A 23213-nucleotide genomic window follows, 5' to 3' on the forward strand; every position below is an offset into this window, starting at 1 on the left:
GTTCCTCCGGAACGGGGTCAGGTCTGAGGGGAGGCGGACGAAGCGGCCCGCGGCCACTCGAGTTCGCCGGAACGGAGCTCGTCGATGGTCGCCGCGAGCCATTCGGCCTCGGCGGCGAGCATCGCCCTGCTGTAGTAGACGTTCAGCACGACGTGCTTCGGCTTGCCCTTCTCGGCGATGCGCACGGCCGCAGCGTCGTACCAGGCGATGTCGTCGCGGATGGAGTCGAGCCGGTCTCCGAGCAGTTCGACGACCCGCTCCGCCGGCAGGTTGTGGGCCTCGCCGATGGCGAGCGGGAACTCGGGGAACTCGTCGGCGCTGCGGCCCAGCATCTCCTCGAGGCTCTCGTCGAACGCGGCCCGCCCGGCATCCGTCACGGTGTAGACGGTGCGCTCGGGCCGATTGCCCATACGCTCGGTCGCGCTCTCGACGATCAGCCCGTCGCGCGCGAGCCGTTCGACCGCCCGGTAGAGCGACCCGGCGCTCACCTTGACGACGCGGTCCTCCCGGCGCGCCAGCATCAGCTGGAACATCTCGTAGGGATGCATGGGCGCGTCGATCAGCATGCCGAGCGCCGAGAAGGCGAGCGGGTTGAGGTGCGGCATCCGCGTTCCCTTCGCGTTCCCGTGCAATTATTCCGCTCGGAATAATACGCATGGAACGCGTGCCCTGCAACTTCCCCTCGACGACCCCGCTAGCATCCCGACGGGGCCGTGGCAAGCCCGACGGCCGATCCGGGCCCTTCCCGGTTCGCGAGCGTACGATGACTCGATCATCCGATGGGATGACCCGATCACCCCGGCGAAGGGAGCCACTGATGACCGACACGGATCGCACTCAGCATGACGTCACGGCCGCTGCGAAGGACTCGGCGGACCGAGTGGCCGAGACCGCGCGCGACCACGCGGATCACGCCGCCGACGCAGTGGGCGACGCCGCGGCAGACGCGGCGCGAGCCGTGAAGTCGGGCGCCGATCGGCTCGGGGACGCCACGGCCCGAGCGGCCGGGCAGGCATCCGACACCGTCGGCGACGTGCTGAACGATGCCCGCGACGCCGCAGCCGACACCGTCGACGCCGTCGCCGCGCAGGCCAGCGCCGCCGTCGCCGGCGCGAGGGAGGTCGCCGACGACGGCGTCCGCTACGTGAAGGCACGGTACCGGGAGAACCCCGCCCTCGTCATCGCCGCCGGCGCTGCCGTGATCGTCGGCATCGGTCTCGTGATCAGGGCCGTCAGCCGGCGCTGACGCACGAGCAGGGGGCGGATGCTTCGATGCCTCGGCGCCCCGGTAGAATCGACGCATCCACATTTTCGACACCGGACGGAGAACCGCGGTGCCCACCATCGTCGTCGACGTGATGCCCAAAGCCGAACTGCTCGACCCCCAGGGGAAGGCCGTCGCCGGCGCCCTCGCCCGCACCGGACGCACCGGGTTCAGCGGCGTGCGCATCGGCAAGCGATTCGAACTGACCGTCGACGGACCCGTCGACGACGCACTGCGCGCACAGGTGCAGGAGATCGCCGAGGAGATCCTCTCCAACGGCGTGATCGAGGACGTCGTCGGCATCCACTACGAGGTGACGAACGCCGAGCTCGCCGAAGAGGCGTCCGGCGCGGCATCCGTGACCGACGACGGCTTCGGCGCCCCCGCCGGCGAAACGCACTGAGCGGGCTCGCCATGCGCATCGGTGTCATCACCTTCCCCGGCTCGCTCGACGACCGCGACGCCCAGCGTGCGGTGCGCCTCGCGGGGGCCGAGCCCGTCGCCCTCTGGCACGGCTCGCACGACCTCGAGGGCGTCGACGCGCTGATCCTGCCCGGCGGCTTCAGTTACGGCGACTACCTGCGCTGCGGCGCGATCGCCTCGCTCAGCCCGATCATGACCGAGGTCGTCTCCGCGGCGAACTCCGGCATGCCCGTGCTCGGCATCTGCAACGGCTTCCAGATGCTGACCGAGGCGGGCCTCCTCGAGGGCGGGCTCATCCGCAACGACCACGGCTCGTTCATCTGCCGCGACCAGGTGCTCACGGTCGAGAACGCGTCGACCGACTGGACCGGCGACTTCGAGGCCGGCCAGCAGATCACGATCCCGCTGAAGAACGGCGAGGGCGGCTTCATCGCCTCCGATGAGACGCTCGACCGGCTCGAGGGCGAGGGCCGCGTGGTCTTCCGCTACGTCGACGTGAACCCCAACGGCTCGCTCCGCGACATCGCGGGCATCTCGAACGCCCGCGGCAACGTGGTCGGCCTCATGCCGCACCCCGAGCACGCGGTCGAGCCCGGCTTCGGCCCCGACACCGCCGCCGCGATGCGCTCCGGCGTCGACGGCCTCGGCTTCTTCACGAGCATCGTGAAGCGCGCGCTCGTCGACGCGTAGTTCCACACCTCTGCAGCGGGCGGCCCGGTCGGGCCGCCCGTTGCCGTTTCCGGCGCCGCTGCGGCGAACGGCCTGCGCGGTCAGCGGTACTCGGGATTCGCCTCGAAGCCGGAGCGGTCGCCACCGTCCCAGTCGGCGCGCAGGTTGCCGCCGACCGGAAAGCCGCCCGCGTCCTTCAGCAGCCGCCCGAGGTGCAGCAGGTTGTACGTCATGAACGTCGTGTTGCGATTGGTGAAGTCGTTCTCGGGGCCTCCCGAGCCCGGATCGAGGTAGCTCGGGCCGGGGCCGGCCTCGCCGATCCAGCCCGCGTCGGCACCCGGCGGGATCGCGTAGCCGATGTGCTGCAGGCTGTAGAGCAGGTTCATCGCGCAGTGCTTGACGCCGTCTTCGTTGCCGGTGATGATCGCGCCGCCGACCTTGCCGTAGTAGACGTACTGGCCGCGGTCGTTGAACTCGCCGCTCATCGAGTAGAGCCGCTCGACGAGCCGCTTCGTGACCGACGAGTTGTCGCCGAGCCAGATCGGCCCGCCGATGACGAGGATGTCGGCGGCCTCGACGAGCGGCCACACCTCGTCGGGCCAGGCGTCGACCGGCCAGCCGTGCTCGCGCATGTCGGGGTAGACCCCGGTCGCGACCTCGAGGTCGACGAACCGCACGGTGTCGACGTGCACGCCGCGCCCGCGCATGAGGGCGATGCTCGCGTCCATCAGGCCCTGGGTGTTGCTCGGCTCAGGACTTCGCTTCAGCGTGCAGTTGACGTAGAGCGCTCGCAGGTCAGAGAAATCCGGCAACTCGGCCATGGCGCAGATGCTACTCGCGGGTCGGATCGACCGACAGGGCTGCGAGTGCCTCAGCCGCGTCGGTCGAGCAGTTCCTCCTGCGTCGGCCGCTCATCGGCGGCGCTCCGGCGCGGCCAGTACGACAGGGCGCGCTCGGCCATGGCGGTGATCGTGAGCGACGGATTCACGCCCGGGTTCGCCGGCATCGCGGCACCGTCGACGACGTGCAGCCCCGGGTGGCCCCACACGCGGTGGTACGGGTCGACGACGCCGTGCTCGGGATCGCCCGCGACCACGGCACCGCCGAGGAAGTGCGCGGTCAGGGGAATGCCGAAGACCTCGGGCCACGAGCCCCGCGCCGCCGCGGGCACGCCGCCGGCCGCCTGCATGCGGGCGGCGATCGCCTGGGCGGCGAGGTGCGCACCGGGCAGGTGGCTCGGGTTCGGCTCGCCCTCGCCCTGGGCGCTCGTGAGCACCGTGCGCCCGAAGCGGCGTCGGAGCGAGAGGGTGAGCGAGTTGTCGGCCGTCTGCATGACGAGCGCGATGATGCCGCGTTCGCTCCAGCGCCGCAGCGAGCTCAGGCGCAGGGTCGTGATCGGATGCCGCAGCGCCCCGCCGATCAACGCGCCGAGCCGCCCGAGCAGGGGGCGACCGCCGGGCACGAGGCCCGTCGCGAGCGCACCCATGAGGTTCGACCCCGGGCCGTACCGCACGTTCTCGACGTGCGTGCGCTCGTCGACGTGGAACGAGGTGGTGATCGCGACGCCGCTCGCGAGGCCGAGCCCCTCGGGCACCGAGACCGCGACCGCCCCATCGAGCGCCTCGGAGTTCGTGCGCGTGAGGCGCCCGAGCGCGTCGGACAGGCCGGGAAGCGCGCCCGAGTCCTTCATGCGGTGCAGGAACTGCTGCGTGCCCCACGTGCCGGCACCGAAGACCACCTGCTCCGCGGTCACCGTGCGGCGAGCGCGACCGACCCACGCACCGCTCCGCACGGTCGTCACCGTGAAGCCGCCGCCCGGGCGCTCACGCACCTCGACGACGGTGCGGAGCGGCTCGATCGTCGTGCCGAGCCGCTCGGCGAGCGCGAGGTAGTTCTTCGCGAGGGTGTTCTTCGCGCCCACCCGGCAGCCGACCATGCAGTTGCCGCAGAGCGTGCATCCGGTGCGGTCGGGGCCCTCTCCCCCGAAGAACGGATCGGGCACGGTCTCGCCGGGGCGGCCGAAGTACACCCCGACGGGAGCCCGACGGAACGTGTCGCCGACGCCGAGGTCGTTCGCGGCATCCGCCATGATCTGCTCGACCGGACCCGAGTGCGGATACTCGGGCACGACGCCGAGCATGCGCTTCGCCGTCGCGTAGTGCGGGGAGAGCTCGGCCTGCCAGTCGGCGAGGCCGCGCCACTGCCGGTCCTCGAAGAAGGCAGGGCCGGGTTCGTAGAGGGTGTTCGCGTAGTTCAGCGATCCCCCGCCGACGCCGGCGCCCGCCAGCACCATGACGTGCGGCAGCTTGTGGATGCGCTGCACCCCGAAGCATCCGATCGCGGGCGCCCAGAGGTAGCGCCGCACATCCCACGAGGTCTTCGCGAAGTCGGCGTCCGCGAAGCGGCGACCCGCCTCGAAGACGTGCACCCGGTAGCCCTTCGAGGCGAGGCGCAGCGCCGCGACCGACCCGCCGAAGCCCGAGCCGACGATGACGACGTCGTGGTCGAAGCCGGTCATGCCGCGAGCTCCCCGTGGCGGTCCGGCCCGGCGTCGGGGCCGGACCCGTCCGGCTCGTCGGGCTCATCGGTCGCGCCGACCGCAGCGGGCACGAGCATCGTGAGCGCACCGGGCACCACCCGGATGCGCGCCCGCCCGGCGCCCACCCGCTCGCCGTCGGCGTAGACGACGAGACCCGGCGCGTCGACCTCGACGTGCGTCGCCCGCACCGTCGTCACCTCGTGCCGTTCGCCATGCCTGCCGCGCAGCAGCAGCGGGAAGAGGCGCACGAGCTTCGCACGCCCGAGCGGTGCGACATGCGTGACGTCGAGCAGGCCGTCGGCGGGGTCGGCGTCGGGGCACACCGGCATACCGCCACCGTAGCTGCGCGTGGAGCCCACGGCGATGAGGGTGCCCGGCATGGGGCGCATCGGCCCGCCGTCGAACGCGACGGCGAACGGCATCGGGCGGAGCCGCGCGACCTCGATGAGGATCGCGAGGTAGTAGCGAACTCGCCCGCGCGGCCACTTCAGCCGGTTGGTGCGCTCGCTGACGTGCGCGTCGAAGCCGAGCGCTGCGACGGTCAGGAATCGCGCGACGCCCGCCGCCGACTCCACCTCGCCGACGTCGATCGCGCGGGGCGTGCCGTGCAGGGCGAGTTCCGCGGCCGCCGAACCGGCGTCGGATGCCTCGAACGGCAGGCCGAGGGCACGCGCGAGGTCGTTGCCCGTGCCCGCGGGCACGAGTGCGATCGGCACGCCGGAACCCACGACGGCATCGAGCACCGATGAGAGGGTGCCGTCACCGCCGACGACCACGAGCGCGCGCGGAGCACCCGCGACGGCCTCGCGTGCGAGCCGCCGCGTGTCGTCGACCGAGTCGCCCGCGAACACGCGCACCTCGTCGGTGAGCGCCTCGAGGCGTTCGACGGCTCGGGCTGCAGCAGCGGCGCCGCGGCCGCGACCCGAGCTGGGGTTCACGAGCACGGCGATGTGCCCGGTCATGTCAGTTGCTCCCGGGCTCGAGGAGCGCACCGGGGTTCATCACGCCGGCGGGGTCGAGCTCCGCCTTGACGGCGCGGAGGATCCGCAGGCCCACCGTTCCGATCTCGCGCTCGAGCCACGGGGCGTGGTCGCGCCCGACGCCGTGGTGGTGGCTGATGGTGCCGCCGCCCGACATGAGCGCGTCGTTCACCGACGCCTTCACGGGCTCCCAGGCGGCGAGCTGGTCGCCCTTGACGCCCGCGAGGATCGTGAAGTAGAGCGCGGCGCCGGTCGGGTAGATGTGCGACACGTGGCAGAGCACGAGCGACTTGGCCCGCTGCTCGGCGAAGCCGTCGGTGATCGCGGCGGTGACGTCACGCTTCAGCCGCTCGAGGTTCGCCCAGGTGGTCGCGGTCTCGAGGGTCTCGCAGAAGACGCCGTGATCGAGCAGGGCGTCACGGAGGTACGGCGCGTTGAAGCGTCCGTGCACCCACTCCTCGGCGGGCGCGGTGCCGGCCGAGACGCCGCCCGACTCGCGCAGCACCTGCGCCGTGCGGGCCCGCCGCTCGCCCGCGAGCTCGGCATCTCCCTCGAAGATCGTGACCGCGCTCGCGCCCTTCGCGAGCGCCTTGCCGATGCGGCCGACCTGGGCGAGGGAGACACCGGTCTCCGCCTCGTCGGAGAGGCGGATGACGGTCGGGCCGGTGCCGAGCTGCGCGACCCGGCGCAGGGCATCGGCGCCCGCCGCGAAGTCGGGGAAGTTCCACGCCTCGGCGAGCCGCACCGCGGGCGCTCGGTGCACGCGCACCCGCACCTCGGTGATGACGCCGAACGCCCCCTCGGAGCCGAGGAAGAGGCGCAGGAGGTCGGGTCCCGCGGCCGATCCGGGCGCACGGCCGAGGTCGAGTTCGCCGGTCGGCGTCGCGACGCGCAGGCCCGTGACCATCGCGTCGAAGCGGCCGTTGCCGGCGGAGTTCTGACCGGAGGAACGCGCAGCGGCGAAGCCGCCGATGGTCGCGTAGCGGAAGCTCTGGGGGAAGTGCCCGAGCTCGAACCCGTGCTCGCCGAGCAGCCGTTCGGCCTCGGGCCCGGTGGTGCCGGCGCGCAGCACGGCCTCGCCGCTCGTCTCGTCGAGGGAGACGAGCCCGGTGAGGCGGCGCAGTTCGAGGGCGATCACCGCGCGGTGCGTGCCGCGCTCGGGGTCGAGTCCGCCCACGACGCTCGTGCCGCCGCCGAACGGCACGACGGCGATGCCGCGCGAGCCGGCGAGCCGCAGCACCTCGACGACCTGGGCGTGGTCGGCCGGCGAGACGACGGCATCGGGGGCATCCTGTCGACGCGCGCGACGGCGGAGCAGGTCGGGCGTCGAGCGCCCTCCGGAGTGACGGATGCGCGCGTCGTCGTCGCTCGCGACGTGCGCGTCGCCGACGACCGCGGCGAGCGCGGCCCGATCCGCGTCATCGAGTGCCGACGGCGCGAGCTCGACCTCGTCGAGCGCGACGGCGGCTTCGGGCTTCGGCACGCGCCCGAGCATCACCGGCAGCAGCGCCCGCACCGCGAGCGGCAGCTCCTTCGCCTTCGCGGGGTCACCCCAGCCGTTCCACCGCATCGGGGTGGATGTCTCGTCGCCGGCGCTTGCGGCGGTGGGGGAGGTGTCTCCGTCGACCATGCGTTACAGTGTGACACATCATGGAAGATCGTCAAGCCGCCCTGCTCGACCGGCCCGTCTGGGACGAGGCCGAGACGCGCATGCTCGACGCCGCCGTTGAGCTCATCGCCGCGCGGGGGGTCGGCGGGGTCACGGTCGCCGAGGTCGCCCGCAACGCGGGGGTCAGCCGGCCCACCGTGTACCGCCGCTGGGCGAGCGCCGACGAGATCGTGCGTGCGGCACTGCTGCGCGCCACGGTCTCGCTCATCGAGCAGTTCCCCGAACCCGCCCGTTCACGGAGCGACCTCGTGCGCGACGTGATGCGCTTCTCCGAGCTGTTCCGAACCGACCCGCTCTACGGCCGCCTGCTCGAACGAGAACCCGAGGTCTTCACCCGCTACACGTTGCAGCGCATCGGCCAGAGCCAGCGCGTCATCCTGCAGTGGCTCTCCGCCGCGATCGAACTCGCCCAGCAGGGCGGCTCGGTGCGCGCCGGCGCGCCGGGCGACCTCGCGGTCATGCTCCTGCTCATCGCCCAGTCGGCGATCCTCTCGCACAACACCGTCTCCGCCCTCATCGACGAGCCGCATTGGAGCAGCGAACTTTGGCACGCACTCGACGGACACCTCCGCCCCTGAACCCCACCGGCCCCCCCGGCGCTGCGCATTCCGCCGCGCTGCACGGCAACCGACGGGCTCGCGACCTCGACGCGCTCGCCGCGCGCGGCGAGCCGGTCGACCTGCTCGTGATCGGCGGGGGCGTCACGGGCGCCGGCGTGGCGCTCGACGCCGCGAGCCGCGGCCTGTCGGTCGTGCTCGCAGAGGCGCACGACCTCGCCTTCGGCACCAGCCGCTGGAGCTCCAAGCTCGTGCACGGCGGACTGCGCTACCTCGCGACCGGTGACATCGCCGTCGCGCGCGAGAGCGCCGTGGAGCGGCACATCCTGATGACGCGCGTGGCACCGCACCTCGTGCGGAGCCTCCCCCAGTTGCTGCCGTTCGTGCCATCCGTCTCGGCGAAGCAGCGCGTGTTCGGCGGCGTCGGCATGGGCATGGGCGACGGGCTGCGCATGCTCGCTCGCACGCCGGGCGACGTGCTCGCCCATCCGCGCCGCATCGGTCGCGACGAGGCGCTGCGGCTCGCCCCCGCCCTGCTCCGCGAGGGTCTGCGAGGCGGAGTGCTCTCGCACGACGGTCAACTCGTCGACGACGCCAGGCTCGTCGTGGCCATCGCCCGCACGGCTGCCGCGTACGGCGCCACGGTGCTGACCCGGGTGCGCGTGTCGGAGGCCGGTGCCGACGGCGCGACGCTCGTCGACACGGTCGGCGGCGACTCCCTTCGCGTGCGGGCACGGGTCGTCGTGAACGCCGCCGGAGTCTGGGCGGGCGATCTCGATCCCGGCATCCGCATGCGGCCGAGCCGCGGCACGCACCTCGTGCTCGACGCCGCCGCGCTCGGCAACCCGTCCGCCGCCGTCACCGTGCCGCACCCGGGGTCGATCAGCCGCTTCGTCTTCGCGCTGCCGCAGCAGCTCGGACGGGTCGTCGTCGGCCTCACCGACGAGGATGCCCCCGGGCCGGTGCCCGACGTGCCGCAGCCGCAGGACGCGGAGATCGACTTCCTGCTCCGCACGGTGTCGTCGGCCCTCGAACGCCCGCTCGGCCGAGACGACGTGCTCGGCGCCTTCGCCGGGCTCCGTCCGCTCATCGACACGGGCGGCGACGGATCGACCGCCGACATCTCCCGCCGCCATCACGTCGCCGTCTCGGAGGCGGGCCTGCTCAACGTGCTCGGCGGCAAGCTCACGACGTATCGGGCGATGGCCCGCGACGCGGTCGACCTCGCGTGCCGGCACGCCGGCCTCGCCGACCCCGGCTGCCGCACCGCGACGCTCGCCCTGGTGGGAGCGCCCGGCTCGGCGGTTCCGGTCCCGGCCGATGTCGCGCCCGCGGCCACCCGACCCGAGTTGCCCGCGTCGCTCGTGGCCCGCTACGGCGCCGAGGCATCCGCGGTGCTCGACCTCGCCCGCTGCGCCCACCCCGCCGAGCGCATCGAGCCCGGCATCGACGTCACGCGCGCCGAGATCGAGTTCGCGGTGCTCGCAGAGGGGGCGCTCGACGTCGACGACGTGCTCGATCGGCGCACCCGCATCGGGCTCGTGGCCGCTGACCGCGAGCTGGCGCACACGGCCGTCGCAGAGATCGTCGAGGAGGCCCTCGCACGCCACTCGAGATGACACTTCTTGTCGCCTCGGGTGCACCCGATCCGACAAGAAGTGGCAACTCGGGGCCGGGGGCCCGAGGGGCGAGCACGCTGCACACGTGAACGGGCCCGGATGCCGCGCGGCATCCGGGCCCGTTCAGGGTTGTTCGACTACGCGGCGGCGCCGTCGGCCGCGGCGACCGCCGTCGCGTGCGCAGCGCGCAGCACGGCACCGAGGTCGGCGTCGACGTTCGTCCAGTACTGGAAGAACCGCTCGCGGATCTCGTCGATCGTGATCGAGGCCGCCTGGCCGGCGAGCGTCGCCTGCAGGCGGAGCTTCGCCTCGGGCGAGTAGACCTCGCGGTAGAGCGTGCCCGGCTGGCCGAAGTCGCTGTCGTCCGAGCGCAGCGTGTACGCGGCGCGCACGAGCTCGCCGTCGCTCTCCCAGCCGCCCTCGGCCGCGGCCTCGGCCGACGCCACGGGGCCGCCGAACGAGTTCGGCGCGTAGACCGGAGTGGTGGGCGCGTTGAAGGCGTGGCGCTGGGCGCCGTCCTGCGAGTAGTTGGCGACGGATGCCGCGTGCGGCGCGTTCACCGGGATCTGGTTGTAGTTCGTGCCCACGCGGTAGCGCTGCGCGTCGGGGTAGCTGAACACGCGCGCCATCAGCATCTTGTCGGGGCTGATCGCGATGCCGGGAACCGTGTTCGCGGGCGAGAAGGCGGCCTGCTCGATCTCGGCGAAGAAGTTCTGCGGATTGCGGTCGAGGGTGAGCGTGCCGACCGGGATCAGCGGGTAGTCCGCGTGCGGCCAGACCTTGGTGAGGTCGAACGGGTTGAACCGGTAGGTCTTCGCGTCGTCGTAGGGCATGACCTGCACGTGCAGGTCCCACTTCGGGTGGTTGCCGGCCTCGATCGCTTCGTGCAGGTCGCGGCGGTAGTAGTCGGCGTCGGCTCCGGCGATCGCCTCGGCGCTCTCGGCGTCGAGGTGCAGGTCGCCCTGCTGCGAGCGGAAGTGGTACTTCACCCAGAACTTCTCGCCCTCGGCGTTGATCCACTGGTAGGTGTGCGAACCGAAGCCGTGCATCTCGCGCCACGACTTCGGCAGGCCCCGGTCGCCCATGAGATACGTGACCTGGTGCGCCGACTCGGGCGAGAGGGTCCAGAAGTCCCACTGCATGTCGGCGTCGCGCAGGCCCGAGCCGGGCAGGCGCTTCTGCGAGTGGATGAAGTCCGGGAACTTGATCGCGTCGCGGATGAAGAACACGGGCGTGTTGTTGCCGACGATGTCGTAGTTGCCCTCGGTCGTGTAGAACTTCACCGAGAAGCCGCGCACGTCGCGCCAGGTGTCGGGCGAGCCCTGCTCGCCGGCGACGCTCGAGAAGCGCAGCAGCGTCTCGACGCTCGAGCCGGGCTGGAACACCGCGGCACGGGTGTAGGCCGAGACGTCCGCGGTCACCTCGAAGCGACCGAATGCGCCGCCGCCCTTGGCGTGCACGATGCGCTCGGGGATGCGCTCGCGGTTGAACTGGGCGAGCTTCTCGACGAGGTAGCGATCGTGCAGCACCGTCGCACCGTCGGCGCCGATCGTGAGGGAGTGGGCGTCGCTGGCGACCGCGGTTCCGGTCTGCGTCGTGGTGGGCGTCGTGGTGGGTTCCGACAAGGCGTCCTTCTCTCTTCGTTCTTTCTCTGGGATCGCCGGCCGGGGCCGGCGGGGCGCGGGTAGGGAAGCGCCCGAGTTTCGGGGCGCGCCGGATCGGCCCGGCGCGGGATGGTTGATCGAATGCGGGTGCGAGGGTGCCGGTGCGACCGGCGAGGCTCAGCTCAGCACGCCGCTCGCGCTGCACTCGGGGCAGAGGCCCCAGAAGGTGACCTCCGCGGTGGCGATGCGGAAGCCGTGCGTCTCGCTCGGCGTGAGGCATGCGGCCTCGCCGACGACGCAGCCGACGTCGAAGACCTTGCCGCAGCCGGTGCAGACGAGGTGATGGTGGTTGTCGCCGACGCGGGTCTCGTAGAGCGCCGGCGAGCCGGCCGGCTCGATCTTGCGGAGCAGCCCCGCCTCGGCGAGCGCGCCGAGCACGCCGTAGACGGCCTGCCGAGATGTCGTCGGCAGCGCCCCGGCGACCCGAGTGAACACGTCGTCGGCATCGAGGTGCTCGCCCGGCTGGAACGCGTCGAAGACCGCGAGACGCGATTCGGTGACCTTGAGCCCGGCTCCGCGAAGGCGCGCCGCGGCCAGTTCGCGTTCGTCGGTGCCGCTCGAGGTCATGTCTCGAACCTATCAGTTGTTTTGAATTCATCAAAACAACCGAGCCGTCGTCAGCTCTTCCCCCGACCGCGCGAATGCCGCATGATGGCTTCCACCCGCAGATCGAAGGAGATCGCCGCATGGCCAGGAGCACGTACCCCGACCTCACCGTTCCCGACACGTCGATCTACGACTACCTCTTCGGCGGGCTCACCGACGCCGAACTCGATCGGGTGGCGCTCATCGACGGCACGAGCGGCGCCGAGACGACTTACCGCCAGCTCGTCGGCCAGATCGGGCTCCTCGCCGGGGCGCTCGCGGCCCGCGGCGTCGGCGTCGGCGATGTGGTCGCGCTGCTCTGCCCCAACGTGCCCGCCTTCGCGACGGTCTTCCACGGCATCCTCCGATCGGGCGCGACGGCGACCACGATCAACTCGCTCTACACGCCCGACGAGATCGCCAACCAGTTGACGGATGCCGGTGCGACCTGGTTCTTCACGGTGTCCCCCCTCCTGCCGGGCGCGAAGGCCGCGGCGGCGCGCCTCGGCATCGCCGACGACCACCTCGTGGTGCTCGACGGCGCCGAGGGGCACCCGTCGCTGCGCGACCTGCTCGGCGAGGGTCATCCGGCGCCCGAGGTCTCGTTCGACCCGGCGACGCACCTCGCCGTGCTCCCCTACTCCTCGGGCACCACGGGCCGCCCGAAGGGCGTCATGCTCACCCACGCGAACCTCGTCGCGAACATCGAGCAGGCGCGCGGCTCCATCGGCCTCGTGCCCGACGACCGCGTGCTCGCGGTGCTGCCGTTCTTCCACATCTACGGCATGACGGCCCTCTTGAACTACGCCCTCAAGCTCAGGGCCGCACTCGTGACGATGCCGAGGTTCGACCTCGTCGAGTTCCTCCGCATCATCAGCGAGCACCGGGCGACCTGGGTGTTCATCGCCCCGCCGATCGCGGTGGCGCTCGCGAAGCATCCGCTCGTCGACCAGCACGACCTCTCGAGCGTGCGGGTCGTCTTCTCGGGTGCGGCTCCGCTCGACGGCGCCCTCGCCGAACTCGTCGCCTCCCGCATCGGCTGCACGGTCGCCCAGGGATACGGCATGACCGAGACGAGCCCCGTCACGCACGTGATCCCGACCGACCGCGACGACCTCGACCGCTCGTCCATCGGCTTCCTGGTGCCGAACACCGAGGCGCGCCTCGTCGACGTCGAGACGGGCGTCGACGTCGAGCCACCGGCCGACGGCGGCACGAGCGAGCCCGGCGAGCTCTGGATCCGCGGCCCGCAGGTGATGCAGGGCTACCTCGGCAACGCGGCGGCGACCGCCGAGATGCTCGACGACGAGGGATGGCTGCACACGGGCGACATCGCCACGGTGACCGCCGACGGCGTGTACCGCATCGTCGACCGGCTGAAGGAGCTCATCAAGTACAAGGGCTACCAGGTCGCGCCGGCCGTGCTCGAGGCAGTGCTGCTCGGCCACCCGTCGATCGCCGACGCGGCCGTGATCGGCGTGCTCGACGCCGACGGGCAAGAGGTGCCGAAGGCCTTCGTCGTGGTGCAGCCCGGGGCCGACCTCGACGCCGACACGGTCATCGCGCACGTGACGGCACACGTCGCGCCGCACGAGAAGGTGCGCGTCGTCGAGTTCATCGAGCTGATCCCGAAGTCGAGCGCCGGCAAGATCCTGCGCAAAGACCTGCGGGCGCGCGAGCAGGCGGCCTCCGCCTGAGCCGTGAGCGAGCGGATGCCTCGTGCTGCGGTGGGCGCGCGGCATCCGCTCGCTCACGCGCTCGCCCGACGACCCCGATCGCGCCGACGACCGCGATGATGGAACGATGACCGCCACCCTCTCCCCCGAGCTCGAAACGACGCTGCGCGAGATCTTCGAGCGCCGCGACCGCGCGAACATGCAGCCGACGATCGACGAGTTCCTCGCCGTGCTCGCCGACCACCCCGGCGACCCGTACGTGCTCTACGAGGTCGGCGGCTCGTACGACACCGCGGGCGAGGAGGAGACCGCGCTCGGGTACTACGAGCAGGCGCTGGCCGCCGGACTCGCCGGCGACCCGCTGCGTCGGTGCCTGCTGCAGTACGGCAGCACGCTCCGCATCCTCGGCCGCATGGACGACTCCCTCGCCGCGCTCGACCGGGCGCGCGCCGAGTACCCCGACTCCGAGTCCGTGCGCCTGTTCCACGCGCTCGGGCTGCACGCCGCGGGCCGCAGCGACGCCGCGGTCGGCGAGCTGCTCGCCTTCGCCGCCGATACGGTGCGCACGCCCGACGTGCTGCGCTACGAGGCCGCGCTGCGCGGAAATGCCGCGTACCTGATCGGGCTCGACGAGGCAAGCACCACGGTCTGACGGCCGCATCGGCCCGCAGCGGGTCGACGTAGGCTGAACGAGCAGCACAACGCAGCGCAGAGGAGGCCACGTGACGACGACAGCAGCACCGCGGGCCACCGTCGGCGAGATCATGGCCGACCTCGCCGCCCTCGAAGACCCCAAGGTGCGGGCGGTGAACGAACGCCACGGCGACGACCACGGCGTGAACCTCGCGAAGCTCCGTGCGGTCGCCAAACGGGTCGGCACGCAGCCCGAGCTCGCCCGCGAACTCTGGGCGACGGGCGATACCCCGGCCCGGCTCGTGGCGCTGCTGATCAGCCGCCCGAAACAGTACTCAGCGGCCGAGCTCGACGCCATGCTCCGCGAGGCCCGCGTGCCCAAGGTGCACGACTGGCTCGTCAACTACATCGTCAAGAAGAACCCGCACGTCGAAGAGCTGCGCGTCGCCTGGTTCGACGACGCCGACCCCGTCGTGGCGAGCGCCGGCTGGGCGCTGACCACCACCCGCGTCGCGAAGTCGCCCGAGGGGCTCGACATCCCGGGGCTGCTCGACCTCATCGAGGCGCACATGAAGCCGGCTCCCGACCGCCTGCAGTGGGCCATGAACGAGACCCTCGCGAACATCGGCATCCACCACCCCGAGTACCGCGCACGCGCGCTCGAGATCGGCGAGCGCCTCGAGGTGCTGAAGGACTACCCCACCCCGCCGAACTGCACCTCGCCGTTCGCGCCGATCTGGATCACCGAGATCGTCCGTCGGCAGACTCGCTGAATCGGGGCACGGACGGGCGGCGCGAACTATCTGGCGTCCGTCGGCCCCAGAGCGGCGCGGGCGGCGAGGACCGCGGGGACGTGTTCCTCGGCCCATTCCCTCACGGCGCGGAGCGGCACCAGCAGCGAGCGGCCGAGTTCCGTGAGCTCGTACTCGACGTGAGGCGGGTTCTCGTCGAAGACGGTTCGGGAGACCAGGCCGTCTTCCTCCAGAGACCTGAGCGTTTCCACGAGGACCTTCGGAGTGATCCCTTGGATTCGGGTCGCCAGCGCGGTGAATCGCATCGGCCCGTGTTCGAGCGCGTTGACGATGAACACCGTCCATCGTGCACCGATGCGCCGCAGCACGATACGCGATGGGCAGCTCGCGGACATGATGTTGTACGCCATAGGGAACCCTCCGGTTACGTTGAAGTCACCAGTTACCTTTCCATAGCGTCGAGTGCATCACACCCGATCGGAGCAGAACATGACTGGAAGATTCGCCGACACCACCGTCCTCGTCATCGGCGGAACCCACCGCCTGGGCGCTGCCATCGCGGCGGCCGCAGACGCGGAGGACGCACGCGTGACCGTTTCATCGCACACGCCGCGTGACGAGAGGACACTGCGCATCGACCTGCGCGACGAGGCGTCCGTGGCTGCGGCCGCGCAGCGCATCGGACCCGTCGATCACCTGATCTCGACCGCCAGCATGACCTACAGTGCGCCGATCCGCGAGATGGAGCTCTCGCGGGTGCAGGAGGCGATGGCGGCGAAGATCACCGGGCCCCTCCTGCTGGCCAAGCATTTCCAGATCCGGCAGTCGCTCACCCTCTTCTCCGGCCAGGTCGCGTGGCGTCCCGGTTCCGGGAGTTACGCCACCGGAATCACCAACGGCGCCATCGCGTTCGCAGCCCAGCACCTGGCCGCCGAACTCGCCCCGGTGCGCGTGAACGCGATCTCTCCGGGGATCATCGATTCAGGTCTTTGGGATGCCCGCGGTGCGGAGAAGGCGGCGTTCCTCACGGCAGCCGCCTCCCGGACGCTCGTCGGTGGCACCGGAACCGTCCAGGACATCGTCGATGCCGTGCTGTGGATCATGTCGGCCCCGTTCTTCACCGGCGAGACCCTGCGGCTCGACGGCGGACGCCGGTGACGCTCGCCGTGAGACGCCGGAGCAGGCCGGCTCAGCGGTCGGTGCGACGCTCGAGCGGATCGGGCAGCACCCAGCGCTTCGGTCGCTCGGCGTCGGCGAGCCGCGTGCGACCGCGGATGTAGAACATCACGAGGGATGCCGCGATGAGCGCGGTGCCGAGGGGGAGCACGAGTGAGTTCAACAGGTCGATCGCCAGGAGCCAGAGGACCAGCACGGTCTGCCCCGGCTCGGTGTTGAGCCAGACGGTCGCATAGAGCTCCGGATGCACGTACGTGGCCAGGACGGCACCGCCGACCGACAGGCCGATGCCCCACCACAACGTTCGCTTCGGCATGCTGTCCTGCATCGGACCTCCTCGTTCGGTGGCACACGCTACCAAGGAATGTCCACGACGACCACGACGGTTCCACAGGCGGATGCCGCGGCATCCGCTCGCCCGACCGGCGCTCAGTACTGCAGCAGCGAGAAGATCTCGTAGCGGTCGCCGAGCGCCTCGCGGCCGCCGAGTCCCTCGAGCTCGAGCGCGACGGAGATGCCTGCCACCTGCCAGCCCGCCCGTTCGACGAGACGCGCCGCGGCGGCGACCGTACCGCCGGTCGCCAGCACGTCGTCGACGATGAGCACGCGGGAGCCCGGCGGCAGTTCGCCCTCGTGCACCTCGAGTGCGGCGGTGCCGTACTCGAGCGCGTAGTCCTCGCGCAGCACCGCGCGCGGCAGCTTGCCGGCCTTGCGGATGGTCAGCACGCCCGCACCGCAGATGGCCGAGGCGGCGCCCGCGATGAGGAAGCCGCGCGCCTCGACACCGCCGATGTCGTCGAACCGGCCGGCGAACGGCTCGGACAGCGAGGTGCCGAGCGCGTGCAGTGCCGGCCCACTCGCGAACACGGGTGTCAGGTCGCGGAACGTCACGCCGGGTTCGGGGAAATCGGGGATCGACGCGATGAGGCTCGAGACGAGCTCGCGTGCAGACTGCTCGGTCACCGCCCAAGGCTACCGCGGAGTGCTGGTGCGGGTTGAGCCGGTCGGAACCGGGGCGGGTCTCGACAGGCTCGACCCGCAGAGGACAGGCTCGACCCGCAGAGGACAGGCTCGACCCGCAGAGGACAGGCTCGACCCGCAGAGGACAGGCTCGACCCGCAGGGGAATCAATCGTTCGTTCGATGCCTCCGTCCAGATGCGGCTGCGAGGATGGAACCATCCCCCGAACTCTGGAGCATTCCGTGTCACCGAAACGCCTCTATCGCGCCCTGGCCTTCGCCGAGGCCGTCACGTGGACGATCCTGATCGTCGCGATGATCCTGAAGTACGCCGCGGGCGTCGAGTGGGCGGTGCTGGTCGGCGGGTCGATCCACGGATTCGTGTTCCTCTCGTACGCGCTCACCGCGGTCATCGTCGGCGTCAACCAGCGCTGGAACGTCGGCCGCATCGCCTTCGCCGTGCTCACCGCGATCGTGCCCTACGCGACCATCCCGTTCGATCTGTGGCTCGTGCGCAAGGGTCACCTCGAGGGCGACTGGCGCCGCGAGAAGACCGATCACCCGGCCGACTCGAACTGGGTCAACGGGCTGCTGCGCTGGTTCCTCGCGCGCCCCGTGCTGCTCATCTCGCTCGCGGTCGTCGGCATCGTCGTCGTCTTCGCGGGCCTCCTCGTGATCGGCCCGCCCGGGGGCCGCGACGCCTGATCCTCCCGCGGGAGCGCAGAATGGTGACATGCCCATCCTCAACAAGGACATGTCGGTCTGCATCTCGCTCGCGGGTCGGCCGTCGAACCTCGGCACCCGATTCCACAACTTCCTCTACGACGAGCTCGGACTGAACTTCGTCTACAAGGCGTTCACGACCGACGACATCGAGGGCGCCGTGCGCGGCGTTCGTGCGCTCGGCATCCGCGGATGCTCCGTGTCGATGCCGTTCAAGGAGGCGGTCATCCCCCTCGTCGACGTCGTCGAGCCCTCGGCCGCGGCGATCGAATCGGTCAACACGATCGTGAACGACGGCGGCGTGCTCACCGCGTCGAACACCGACTACGAGGCCATCGCGCAGCTCATCGCCGAGCACGAGCTCGACCCGGCGCAGCGCGTGCTCGTGCGCGGGTCGGGCGGCATGGCGAAGGCCGTGGTCGCGGCGTTCCGCGGCGCGGGCTTCGACGACGTCACCGTGCTCGCGCGCAACGCCTCGCTCGGGCCGGCGCTCGCCGAGCAGTACGGCTACGCGTGGACGGCCGCCGACCCCGAGCCCGGAGCCGACGTCATCGTGAACGTCACCCCGCTCGGCATGCAGGGCGCGGATGCCGCGGTGCTCTCGTTCTCCGAGGCGCACCTCGCTGCGGCATCCGTCGTGTTCGACGTGGTCGCGTTCCCCGCCGAGACGCCGCTCGTGGCAGCCGGTCGCGCCGCCGGCAAGCTCGTCATCAGCGGTGCCGAGGTGCACGCGATGCAGGCCGCCGCGCAGTTCGAGCGCTACACGGGGGTCGCGCTCACGCGCGACCAGGTCGAGCGCGCCGCCGCGTTCTCGCGAGCGGAGTAGCGCGCCCGCTCAGTGGTGCACGCGGTTGACGAGCGCCGTCCAGACGAGGGCGGTCGTCGAGCACACGAGCAGCGCCACGAACACCCAGGGCAGGCCGCCGAGCCCGATCACGCCGAAGAGGATGGCGCCGAGGAGCGCCCCGCCGCCGATGCCGGAGTTGAACGCCGTCGTGTAGAACGAGGCTGCGGCGTCGCGGATGCGCGAGGACGCCGAGTGCAGCAGGCGCGTGTTGAGCATCGGCGGGAGGGCGCCGAACGCCGTGCCCCACAACAGGAAGCAGGCGATGCCCACACCCGGCACCTGCGGGAAGAGCGCGAGCCCCGCGACGCCGAGCGTCGTCGCGACGAGCGCCACCACGAGGCCGACCGTCGGGCGACGACCGAGCACGGTGCCGGCGAGCAGCAGGCCGACTGCGCCTGCGATGCCGTAGGCGAGCAGCATCGGGCTGATCGCGCTCGGCGCCATTCCCATGACATCCGTGATGAACGGCGCGACGTACGTGTAGAACGTGTAGGCGCCGACCATCGTGACGGCGGTGATGAGGCAGACGACGAGCACCGGCACGAACGTGGGATCGCTGCGCAGACGCAGGGGCGCGGCATCCGCTTCACCGGCGTGGTGACGCACGGGAGGCAGGAAGCGCCACACGAGCAGCGCCCCGAGCAGGGTCAGCGCGCCGATGCCGGCGAAGGCGAGGCGCCAGCCGAACGCCTGGCCGAGTGCGGTGCCCAGCGGCACGCCGAGCACGAACGCGAGCGAACCGCCCGCGACGCTGATCGAGACGGCGCGGGCCAGCTGTTCCTTGGGCACGAGGTGACCGGCGTAGGCGCCGACGACCGACCAGAAGAGACCGTGGGCGGCGCCGCCGAGGATTCGGGTGGCGAGCACCGTGCCGTAGTTCGGCGCGAGCGCGGTGAGCACGCAGCTGACCGCGAGCACCGCGAGGCTGATGACGATGAGCGTGCGGCGCGGCACCCGCTTCGTGAGGCTCGCGAGCGGCACGGTGAGCACCACGACGGTCGCCGCGAAGACGGTGACGAGCAGGCCGATCAGCGGCTCGCCGACCTGGAGCTCGCGACTCATGTCGGGCAGCAGGCCGGTCGGGATCATCTCGATCGTGACCGAGAGGAAGACCGCTGCGGCGAGCACGATGAGCCCCAGCCAGGGGAAGGGCGGCATCACGGCCGGAGTGGAGGAGGTGGAATAGAACGGAGTGGACGGCAAATGGGAACCTGAACGGAGGCGTTCCCGCGGGCGCGGGGCGGGGCTCCGCGAGCGCAACGGCGGGTCGACTGCGCGCTGATGTGCGCGCCCAGGGCCGCCGGGAATGCGACGACCACTCAGCATTCTACCGGTTCGCCGTTCAGCAGCACAGGATGCCTCGTGGCATGCGCCGGCTCAGCCCAGCAGGGTGCCCGTCGGCGACTCGACCGGCGCGCCCGGACCGAAGCCCGTGCCGCGCAGCGCCAGCTCGGCCGCGAGCCGGTCGACCGGTCCGACGCCGATGCCGAGCACGCCCAGCAGGTCGCGCAGCATCGTCGCGGACGCCACGGGGCCGTCCGCCACCGATCGTGCGCTGCGCACCACCGTCGTCAGCGCGCGGACCTCGAGCGCGCGGGCGCCCTGCGACCGCGCGATCGCGAGCGACTCGTCGAGCAGGGCATCGGCCGCCCGCGTGAACCCGAGCCGCCCCGACGGATGCTCCGCGGCGAGCGTGAGCAGTGCCTCAGCTCGACGGCGGAGGAGCTCGGCGAGATACCACCGGTCGCCCGTCGAGGCGACCGCGGCGAGTGCGGAATCGATGATCACGACCGCTCGCTCCGTGTCGCCGCAGGCGGCGGCGCCCTCCGCTGCCAGACCAAGGTGGTACGGCCGCCCGAAGCCCATGCCGTCGGCGAGCAGACGCTCGACCGACTGCTGCACCTCGGCCGCCGCCGGCGCGGGATCGGGTTCGTCGAGCCGAGCCCATGCGTCGAACGCCCGGGCGATCGCCGCCCAGCGCGGGTGCTCGAACTCGGCCGCCCCGGCCAGCTCGCTCGCGTGATGCTGCACCCGTCGCCGTTCCCCGCGAAGCTGGTGCACCGCGATGACGGGCCAGAGGCTGCGGCAGACGACGCCTGCCGTGCCGGTCTCGTGCGCGAGACGGAGTCCGTCGTGCGCGAAGCGCTTGGCATCGTCGGCCGAGCCGACGAGCCAGCTCGCGACCGCCGCGCTGGATCGACCGAGCACCGCAGCCTCCGAGCGTCGGTGCGGCCGCTCGCCGTCGACCGAGTCGGATGCCGCGGAGGAGGCGGTGGCCGCCACCACCCGGCCGGCCTCGAGCGCGAGCGCCGGCGAGCCCTCGGCGAGCAGCGTCAGCGCACGGGCATCCGCGATCTGGAGCTCGAGCGCCGGATCCTCGACGCCGGCCGCCGCCGCCTCCATCGCGGCCAGTCGCGCGGAGGCGGCGAAGAAGTCGCCCGCCATGAACGCGACGCTCCAGAACAGGTGGCGCGCCAGAACGACCTCGGGGCCGCGACCGACGGCGTCGGCGAGCACCTCGGCGGTGTCGACGGCATCGGCGACCACCGATGACGTGGGCCCGTGCTCCTCGAGCAGCGCCGCCACGAGGCAGAGCTGGAGTCCGAGCCGCGCTGAGGCCGGCACGACGGCCCCCGCCCCGTCGGCGACGGCGATGCCGCGGCGTGCGAGGTCGAGCGCCGTGCCCGGTGCAAGACGGCGGCGCGCGGCGTCCGCGGCGCGCACGTAGTGCACGACGGCGCGCGCGGGGTCGCGCCCGAGCTCGAAGTGCTCGGCCGTGGCACCGGCCCACGCGACGGGCATCGCCACCGCCTCGTGCCGCGCCCCGATCGCGCGGTGCACGGCCACCCGGCCCGCCCCGCCGAGCTGCTCGTGCACGACATCGCGCACGAGCGCGTGAACGAATCGGTAGCGCTCGCCGATGCTGCCGTCGGCCCAGGTCATCGGATCGGCCTCGACGATGATGCCCGTGCGATCGGCGAGGTCGGCGAGCGCGAGTGCGACATCGACCTCGTCGCCCGCCCCTCGGTGCGCGGCCGCCGCGAGTGCCGCGAGGCCCGCCTCGACCTCGACGACCGCGAAGTCGACGCCGCACGCGCCGGCCGCCTGGAGCAGGTCGCGGTCGCCCGGCTGCAGCCGCGAGAGCCGATCGGCGATCAGACGCCGCACGCCGTCGGGGATGCCGAGCGCGGCGATCGGCGCGCTCGTCTGCAGCACGCCGTCGGCTTCGCGCAGCGCCCCCTCGACGGCGAGCCGATCGGCGAGCATCGTGACGAACAGCGCATTGCCCTCGGTGCGCTCGAGCACCTCCGCTGCGAGTGCGTCCGACGGCACGCCGGGCGAGAGTCGCGCGGCGAGCACGCTCGCCACGGCAGCGAGGCCGAGCGGCGGAAGCTCGAGGTGCTCGCACCGCCGCAGGGCGCTCAGGCCACCGATGACCTCGCCGAGCGAATCCCCCGAGGCGCCCGCCGGTGCCGGGCGATAGGTGGCGACGAGCAGCAGCCGTGACCGGGTCGGCCGCTGCGCCAAGTGCGCGAACAGGTCGATCGTCGAGCGGTCGCCCGAGTGGAGGTCCTCGATGACGAGGACGACGGGGGCGACGACCGCCATCGCGTCGAGCACCTCGACCGCCTCCCGCATGAGCCGGCCGGCCGGCCGGTCGGAAACGCGACGCCGGAGCGCGTCGAGCGCCGACGAATCGACGATGCCCGACATCTGCAGCAGCCAGGTCGGCGCGAGCTTCCACAGGAGTTCGCGGATCCGTGCCCCGCTCGCGCCGCGGCAGATCGCGGAGAACGCGTCGAGGAACGGCAGGTAGGGCTCGCCGCCCGGCCCGTCGACGCACCGGCCCTCGCCGATGGCGACCGGGTCGTCCGCCGAGCATCCGTCGATCGCGCGGATCCCGGCGAGGAAGTCGTGCACGAGGGTCGTCCTGCCCGCGCCGGCCTCGCCCGCGACGAACCCGACCGTGCGCGTGCCCGAGCGAGCGGAGTCCCACCATCGCGAGAGCTCGGCGAGCTCGACCGCTCGGCCGGCCGCAGCGGGCTCGGCCTCCGCGGACTGCGGGGCGGTCGTCACCGGCGCCACGAACCGATAGCCCCGCCGGTGCACGGTCGCGATGCAGCGCGGGTCGCTCGGGTGGTCTCCGAGTGCCCGCCGCAGTTCGGCCACGCACACCGCGACCGACTCGTCGCTCGTCGTTCCGTCCCACACCTCGTCGATGAGCTCGGCCTTCGTCACGACCTCGCCGGCTCGCCGGAGCAGCACGAGGAGGACCGCGGCGGTCTTCGGCCGCAGCCGGAGGCGCAGCTCGCCGCGGATCAGGCGGCCGCTCGGCGGTTCGAAGCGGTGCTCGGCGAAGTAGTACGCAGCGGGCGTGACGAATGACGCGGGGTCGCCGAGCTGTCCGGTCATGCGCCATCCGTTCGTCCGCGCGGATTTCCGAAACCGTCTGCTTGAAGGGTAATTGAAGGTTTCCT

General features: G+C 72.0%; 23 protein-coding genes. 11 read left to right on the forward strand and 12 right to left on the reverse strand.

Going from position 1 to position 23213, the window contains the following annotated elements; all coding sequences use genetic code 11:
- Positions 1-17 precede the first annotated feature (17 nt).
- Positions 18-605: a PadR family transcriptional regulator gene (locus BJY17_RS10695; RefSeq protein WP_179551331.1), complete on the reverse strand. Its 588-nt coding sequence runs from the start codon at positions 603-605 to the stop codon at positions 18-20.
- 212 nt (positions 606-817) lie between these two features.
- On the opposite strand from BJY17_RS10695, the gene BJY17_RS10700 reads away from it, so the two are divergent.
- The 3 genes from BJY17_RS10700 (at position 818) to purQ (ending at position 2377) form a co-directional block, all read left to right on the forward strand.
- The gene (locus BJY17_RS10700) at positions 818-1246 is read left to right on the forward strand and encodes a hypothetical protein (RefSeq protein WP_179551332.1); all 429 of its coding nucleotides are present in this window, start codon (positions 818-820) and stop codon (positions 1244-1246) included.
- An 88-nt stretch (positions 1247-1334) separates the two neighbouring features.
- On the forward strand, positions 1335-1667 hold the full coding sequence (gene purS, locus BJY17_RS10705; protein WP_179551333.1) for a phosphoribosylformylglycinamidine synthase subunit PurS: 333 nt from the start codon (positions 1335-1337) through the stop codon (positions 1665-1667).
- Between the two features lie 11 nt (positions 1668-1678).
- Entirely contained in the window at positions 1679-2377 is a 699-nt protein-coding gene (gene purQ / locus BJY17_RS10710) for a phosphoribosylformylglycinamidine synthase subunit PurQ (protein WP_179551334.1), read from the forward strand.
- A gap of 80 nt (positions 2378-2457) precedes the next feature.
- On the opposite strand, the gene BJY17_RS10715 is transcribed toward purQ, so the two are convergent.
- Genes BJY17_RS10715 through BJY17_RS10730 form a run of 4 tightly spaced genes read right to left on the reverse strand, consistent with a single transcriptional unit; the run spans position 2458 to position 7505 of the window.
- Positions 2458-3177: a flavodoxin family protein gene (locus tag BJY17_RS10715; RefSeq protein ID WP_179551335.1), complete on the reverse strand. Its 720-nt coding sequence runs from the start codon at positions 3175-3177 to the stop codon at positions 2458-2460.
- A gap of 50 nt (positions 3178-3227) precedes the next feature.
- Positions 3228-4874 carry a GMC family oxidoreductase gene (locus BJY17_RS10720; RefSeq protein ID WP_179551336.1) on the reverse strand — a complete coding sequence of 549 codons (1647 nt, stop codon included), beginning with the start codon at positions 4872-4874 and terminating at the stop codon, positions 3228-3230.
- On the reverse strand, positions 4871-5857 hold the full coding sequence (locus BJY17_RS10725; RefSeq protein ID WP_179551337.1) for a diacylglycerol kinase: 987 nt from the start codon (positions 5855-5857) through the stop codon (positions 4871-4873). The genes BJY17_RS10720 and BJY17_RS10725 overlap by 4 nt, the downstream gene beginning before the upstream one ends.
- Position 5858: 1 nt before the next feature.
- Positions 5859-7505, reverse strand: a complete 1647-nt coding sequence (locus tag BJY17_RS10730; RefSeq protein WP_246303710.1) for an FAD-binding oxidoreductase — start codon at positions 7503-7505, stop codon at positions 5859-5861.
- Positions 7506-7525: 20 nt separating this feature from the next.
- On the opposite strand from BJY17_RS10730, the gene BJY17_RS10735 reads away from it, so the two are divergent.
- Entirely contained in the window at positions 7526-8122 is a 597-nt protein-coding gene (locus tag BJY17_RS10735) for a TetR/AcrR family transcriptional regulator (RefSeq protein ID WP_179551338.1), read from the forward strand.
- Positions 8089-9720 carry a glycerol-3-phosphate dehydrogenase/oxidase gene (locus BJY17_RS10740; RefSeq protein WP_246303711.1) on the forward strand — a complete coding sequence of 544 codons (1632 nt, stop codon included), beginning with the start codon at positions 8089-8091 and terminating at the stop codon, positions 9718-9720. The genes BJY17_RS10735 and BJY17_RS10740 overlap by 34 nt, the downstream gene beginning before the upstream one ends.
- Positions 9721-9857: 137 nt before the next feature.
- Here BJY17_RS10740 and BJY17_RS10745 read toward each other — a convergent pair whose 3' ends face one another.
- Positions 9858-11345, reverse strand: coding sequence for a catalase (locus BJY17_RS10745; RefSeq protein WP_218889889.1), 1488 nt, complete (start codon positions 11343-11345; stop codon positions 9858-9860).
- Positions 11346-11501: 156 nt separating this feature from the next.
- Complete coding sequence (locus BJY17_RS10750) at positions 11502-11951, reverse strand: Fur family transcriptional regulator (protein WP_179551339.1); 450 nt, start codon at positions 11949-11951, stop codon at positions 11502-11504.
- Between the two features lie 119 nt (positions 11952-12070).
- Here BJY17_RS10750 and BJY17_RS10755 point away from each other — a divergent pair, with 119 nt between their 5' ends.
- From BJY17_RS10755 to BJY17_RS10765, 3 genes are all read left to right on the forward strand, one after another.
- Positions 12071-13666, forward strand: a complete 1596-nt coding sequence (locus tag BJY17_RS10755) for an AMP-binding protein (RefSeq protein WP_179551340.1) — start codon at positions 12071-12073, stop codon at positions 13664-13666.
- A gap of 22 nt (positions 13667-13688) precedes the next feature.
- Positions 13689-14297 carry a tetratricopeptide repeat protein gene (locus BJY17_RS10760; protein WP_322789811.1) on the forward strand — a complete coding sequence of 203 codons (609 nt, stop codon included), beginning with the start codon at positions 13689-13691 and terminating at the stop codon, positions 14295-14297.
- 112 nt (positions 14298-14409) lie between these two features.
- Positions 14410-15051, forward strand: a complete 642-nt coding sequence (locus BJY17_RS10765; RefSeq protein WP_179552834.1) for a DNA alkylation repair protein — start codon at positions 14410-14412, stop codon at positions 15049-15051.
- A gap of 26 nt (positions 15052-15077) precedes the next feature.
- Here the strand turns inward: BJY17_RS10765 and BJY17_RS10770 are convergent, their stop codons facing one another.
- Entirely contained in the window at positions 15078-15440 is a 363-nt protein-coding gene (locus BJY17_RS10770; protein WP_179551341.1) for a winged helix-turn-helix transcriptional regulator, read from the reverse strand.
- A 79-nt stretch (positions 15441-15519) separates the two neighbouring features.
- On the opposite strand from BJY17_RS10770, the gene BJY17_RS10775 reads away from it, so the two are divergent.
- A complete protein-coding gene (locus tag BJY17_RS10775) occupies positions 15520-16188 on the forward strand; it encodes an SDR family oxidoreductase (RefSeq protein WP_179551342.1) in 669 nt (222 codons plus the stop codon).
- A gap of 31 nt (positions 16189-16219) precedes the next feature.
- On the opposite strand, the gene BJY17_RS10780 is transcribed toward BJY17_RS10775, so the two are convergent.
- Together BJY17_RS10780 and BJY17_RS10785 are read right to left on the reverse strand one after the other, a co-directional pair.
- On the reverse strand, positions 16220-16534 hold the full coding sequence (locus BJY17_RS10780; RefSeq protein ID WP_179551343.1) for a hypothetical protein: 315 nt from the start codon (positions 16532-16534) through the stop codon (positions 16220-16222).
- 101 nt (positions 16535-16635) lie between these two features.
- Positions 16636-17169, reverse strand: a complete 534-nt coding sequence (locus tag BJY17_RS10785) for an adenine phosphoribosyltransferase (protein WP_179551344.1) — start codon at positions 17167-17169, stop codon at positions 16636-16638.
- 239 nt (positions 17170-17408) lie between these two features.
- Between BJY17_RS10785 and BJY17_RS10790 the strand changes: the two genes are divergently transcribed.
- Positions 17409-17870 (forward strand): DUF3817 domain-containing protein, encoded by a 462-nt coding sequence (locus BJY17_RS10790; RefSeq protein WP_322789812.1) that lies wholly within the window; start codon positions 17409-17411, stop codon positions 17868-17870.
- A 28-nt stretch (positions 17871-17898) separates the two neighbouring features.
- Positions 17899-18714: a shikimate 5-dehydrogenase gene (locus tag BJY17_RS10795; protein ID WP_179551346.1), complete on the forward strand. Its 816-nt coding sequence runs from the start codon at positions 17899-17901 to the stop codon at positions 18712-18714.
- Positions 18715-18723: 9 nt separating this feature from the next.
- On the opposite strand, the gene BJY17_RS10800 is transcribed toward BJY17_RS10795, so the two are convergent.
- Entirely contained in the window at positions 18724-19893 is a 1170-nt protein-coding gene (locus BJY17_RS10800) for an MFS transporter (RefSeq protein ID WP_179552835.1), read from the reverse strand.
- Positions 19894-20112: 219 nt separating this feature from the next.
- On the reverse strand, positions 20113-23148 hold the full coding sequence (locus tag BJY17_RS10805) for an ATP-binding protein (RefSeq protein ID WP_179551347.1): 3036 nt from the start codon (positions 23146-23148) through the stop codon (positions 20113-20115).
- Positions 23149-23213 lie beyond the last annotated feature (65 nt).

This window comes from Agromyces hippuratus (genome assembly GCF_013410355.1).
GTDB classification, from domain to species: Bacteria; Actinomycetota; Actinomycetes; order Actinomycetales; family Microbacteriaceae; genus Agromyces; species Agromyces hippuratus.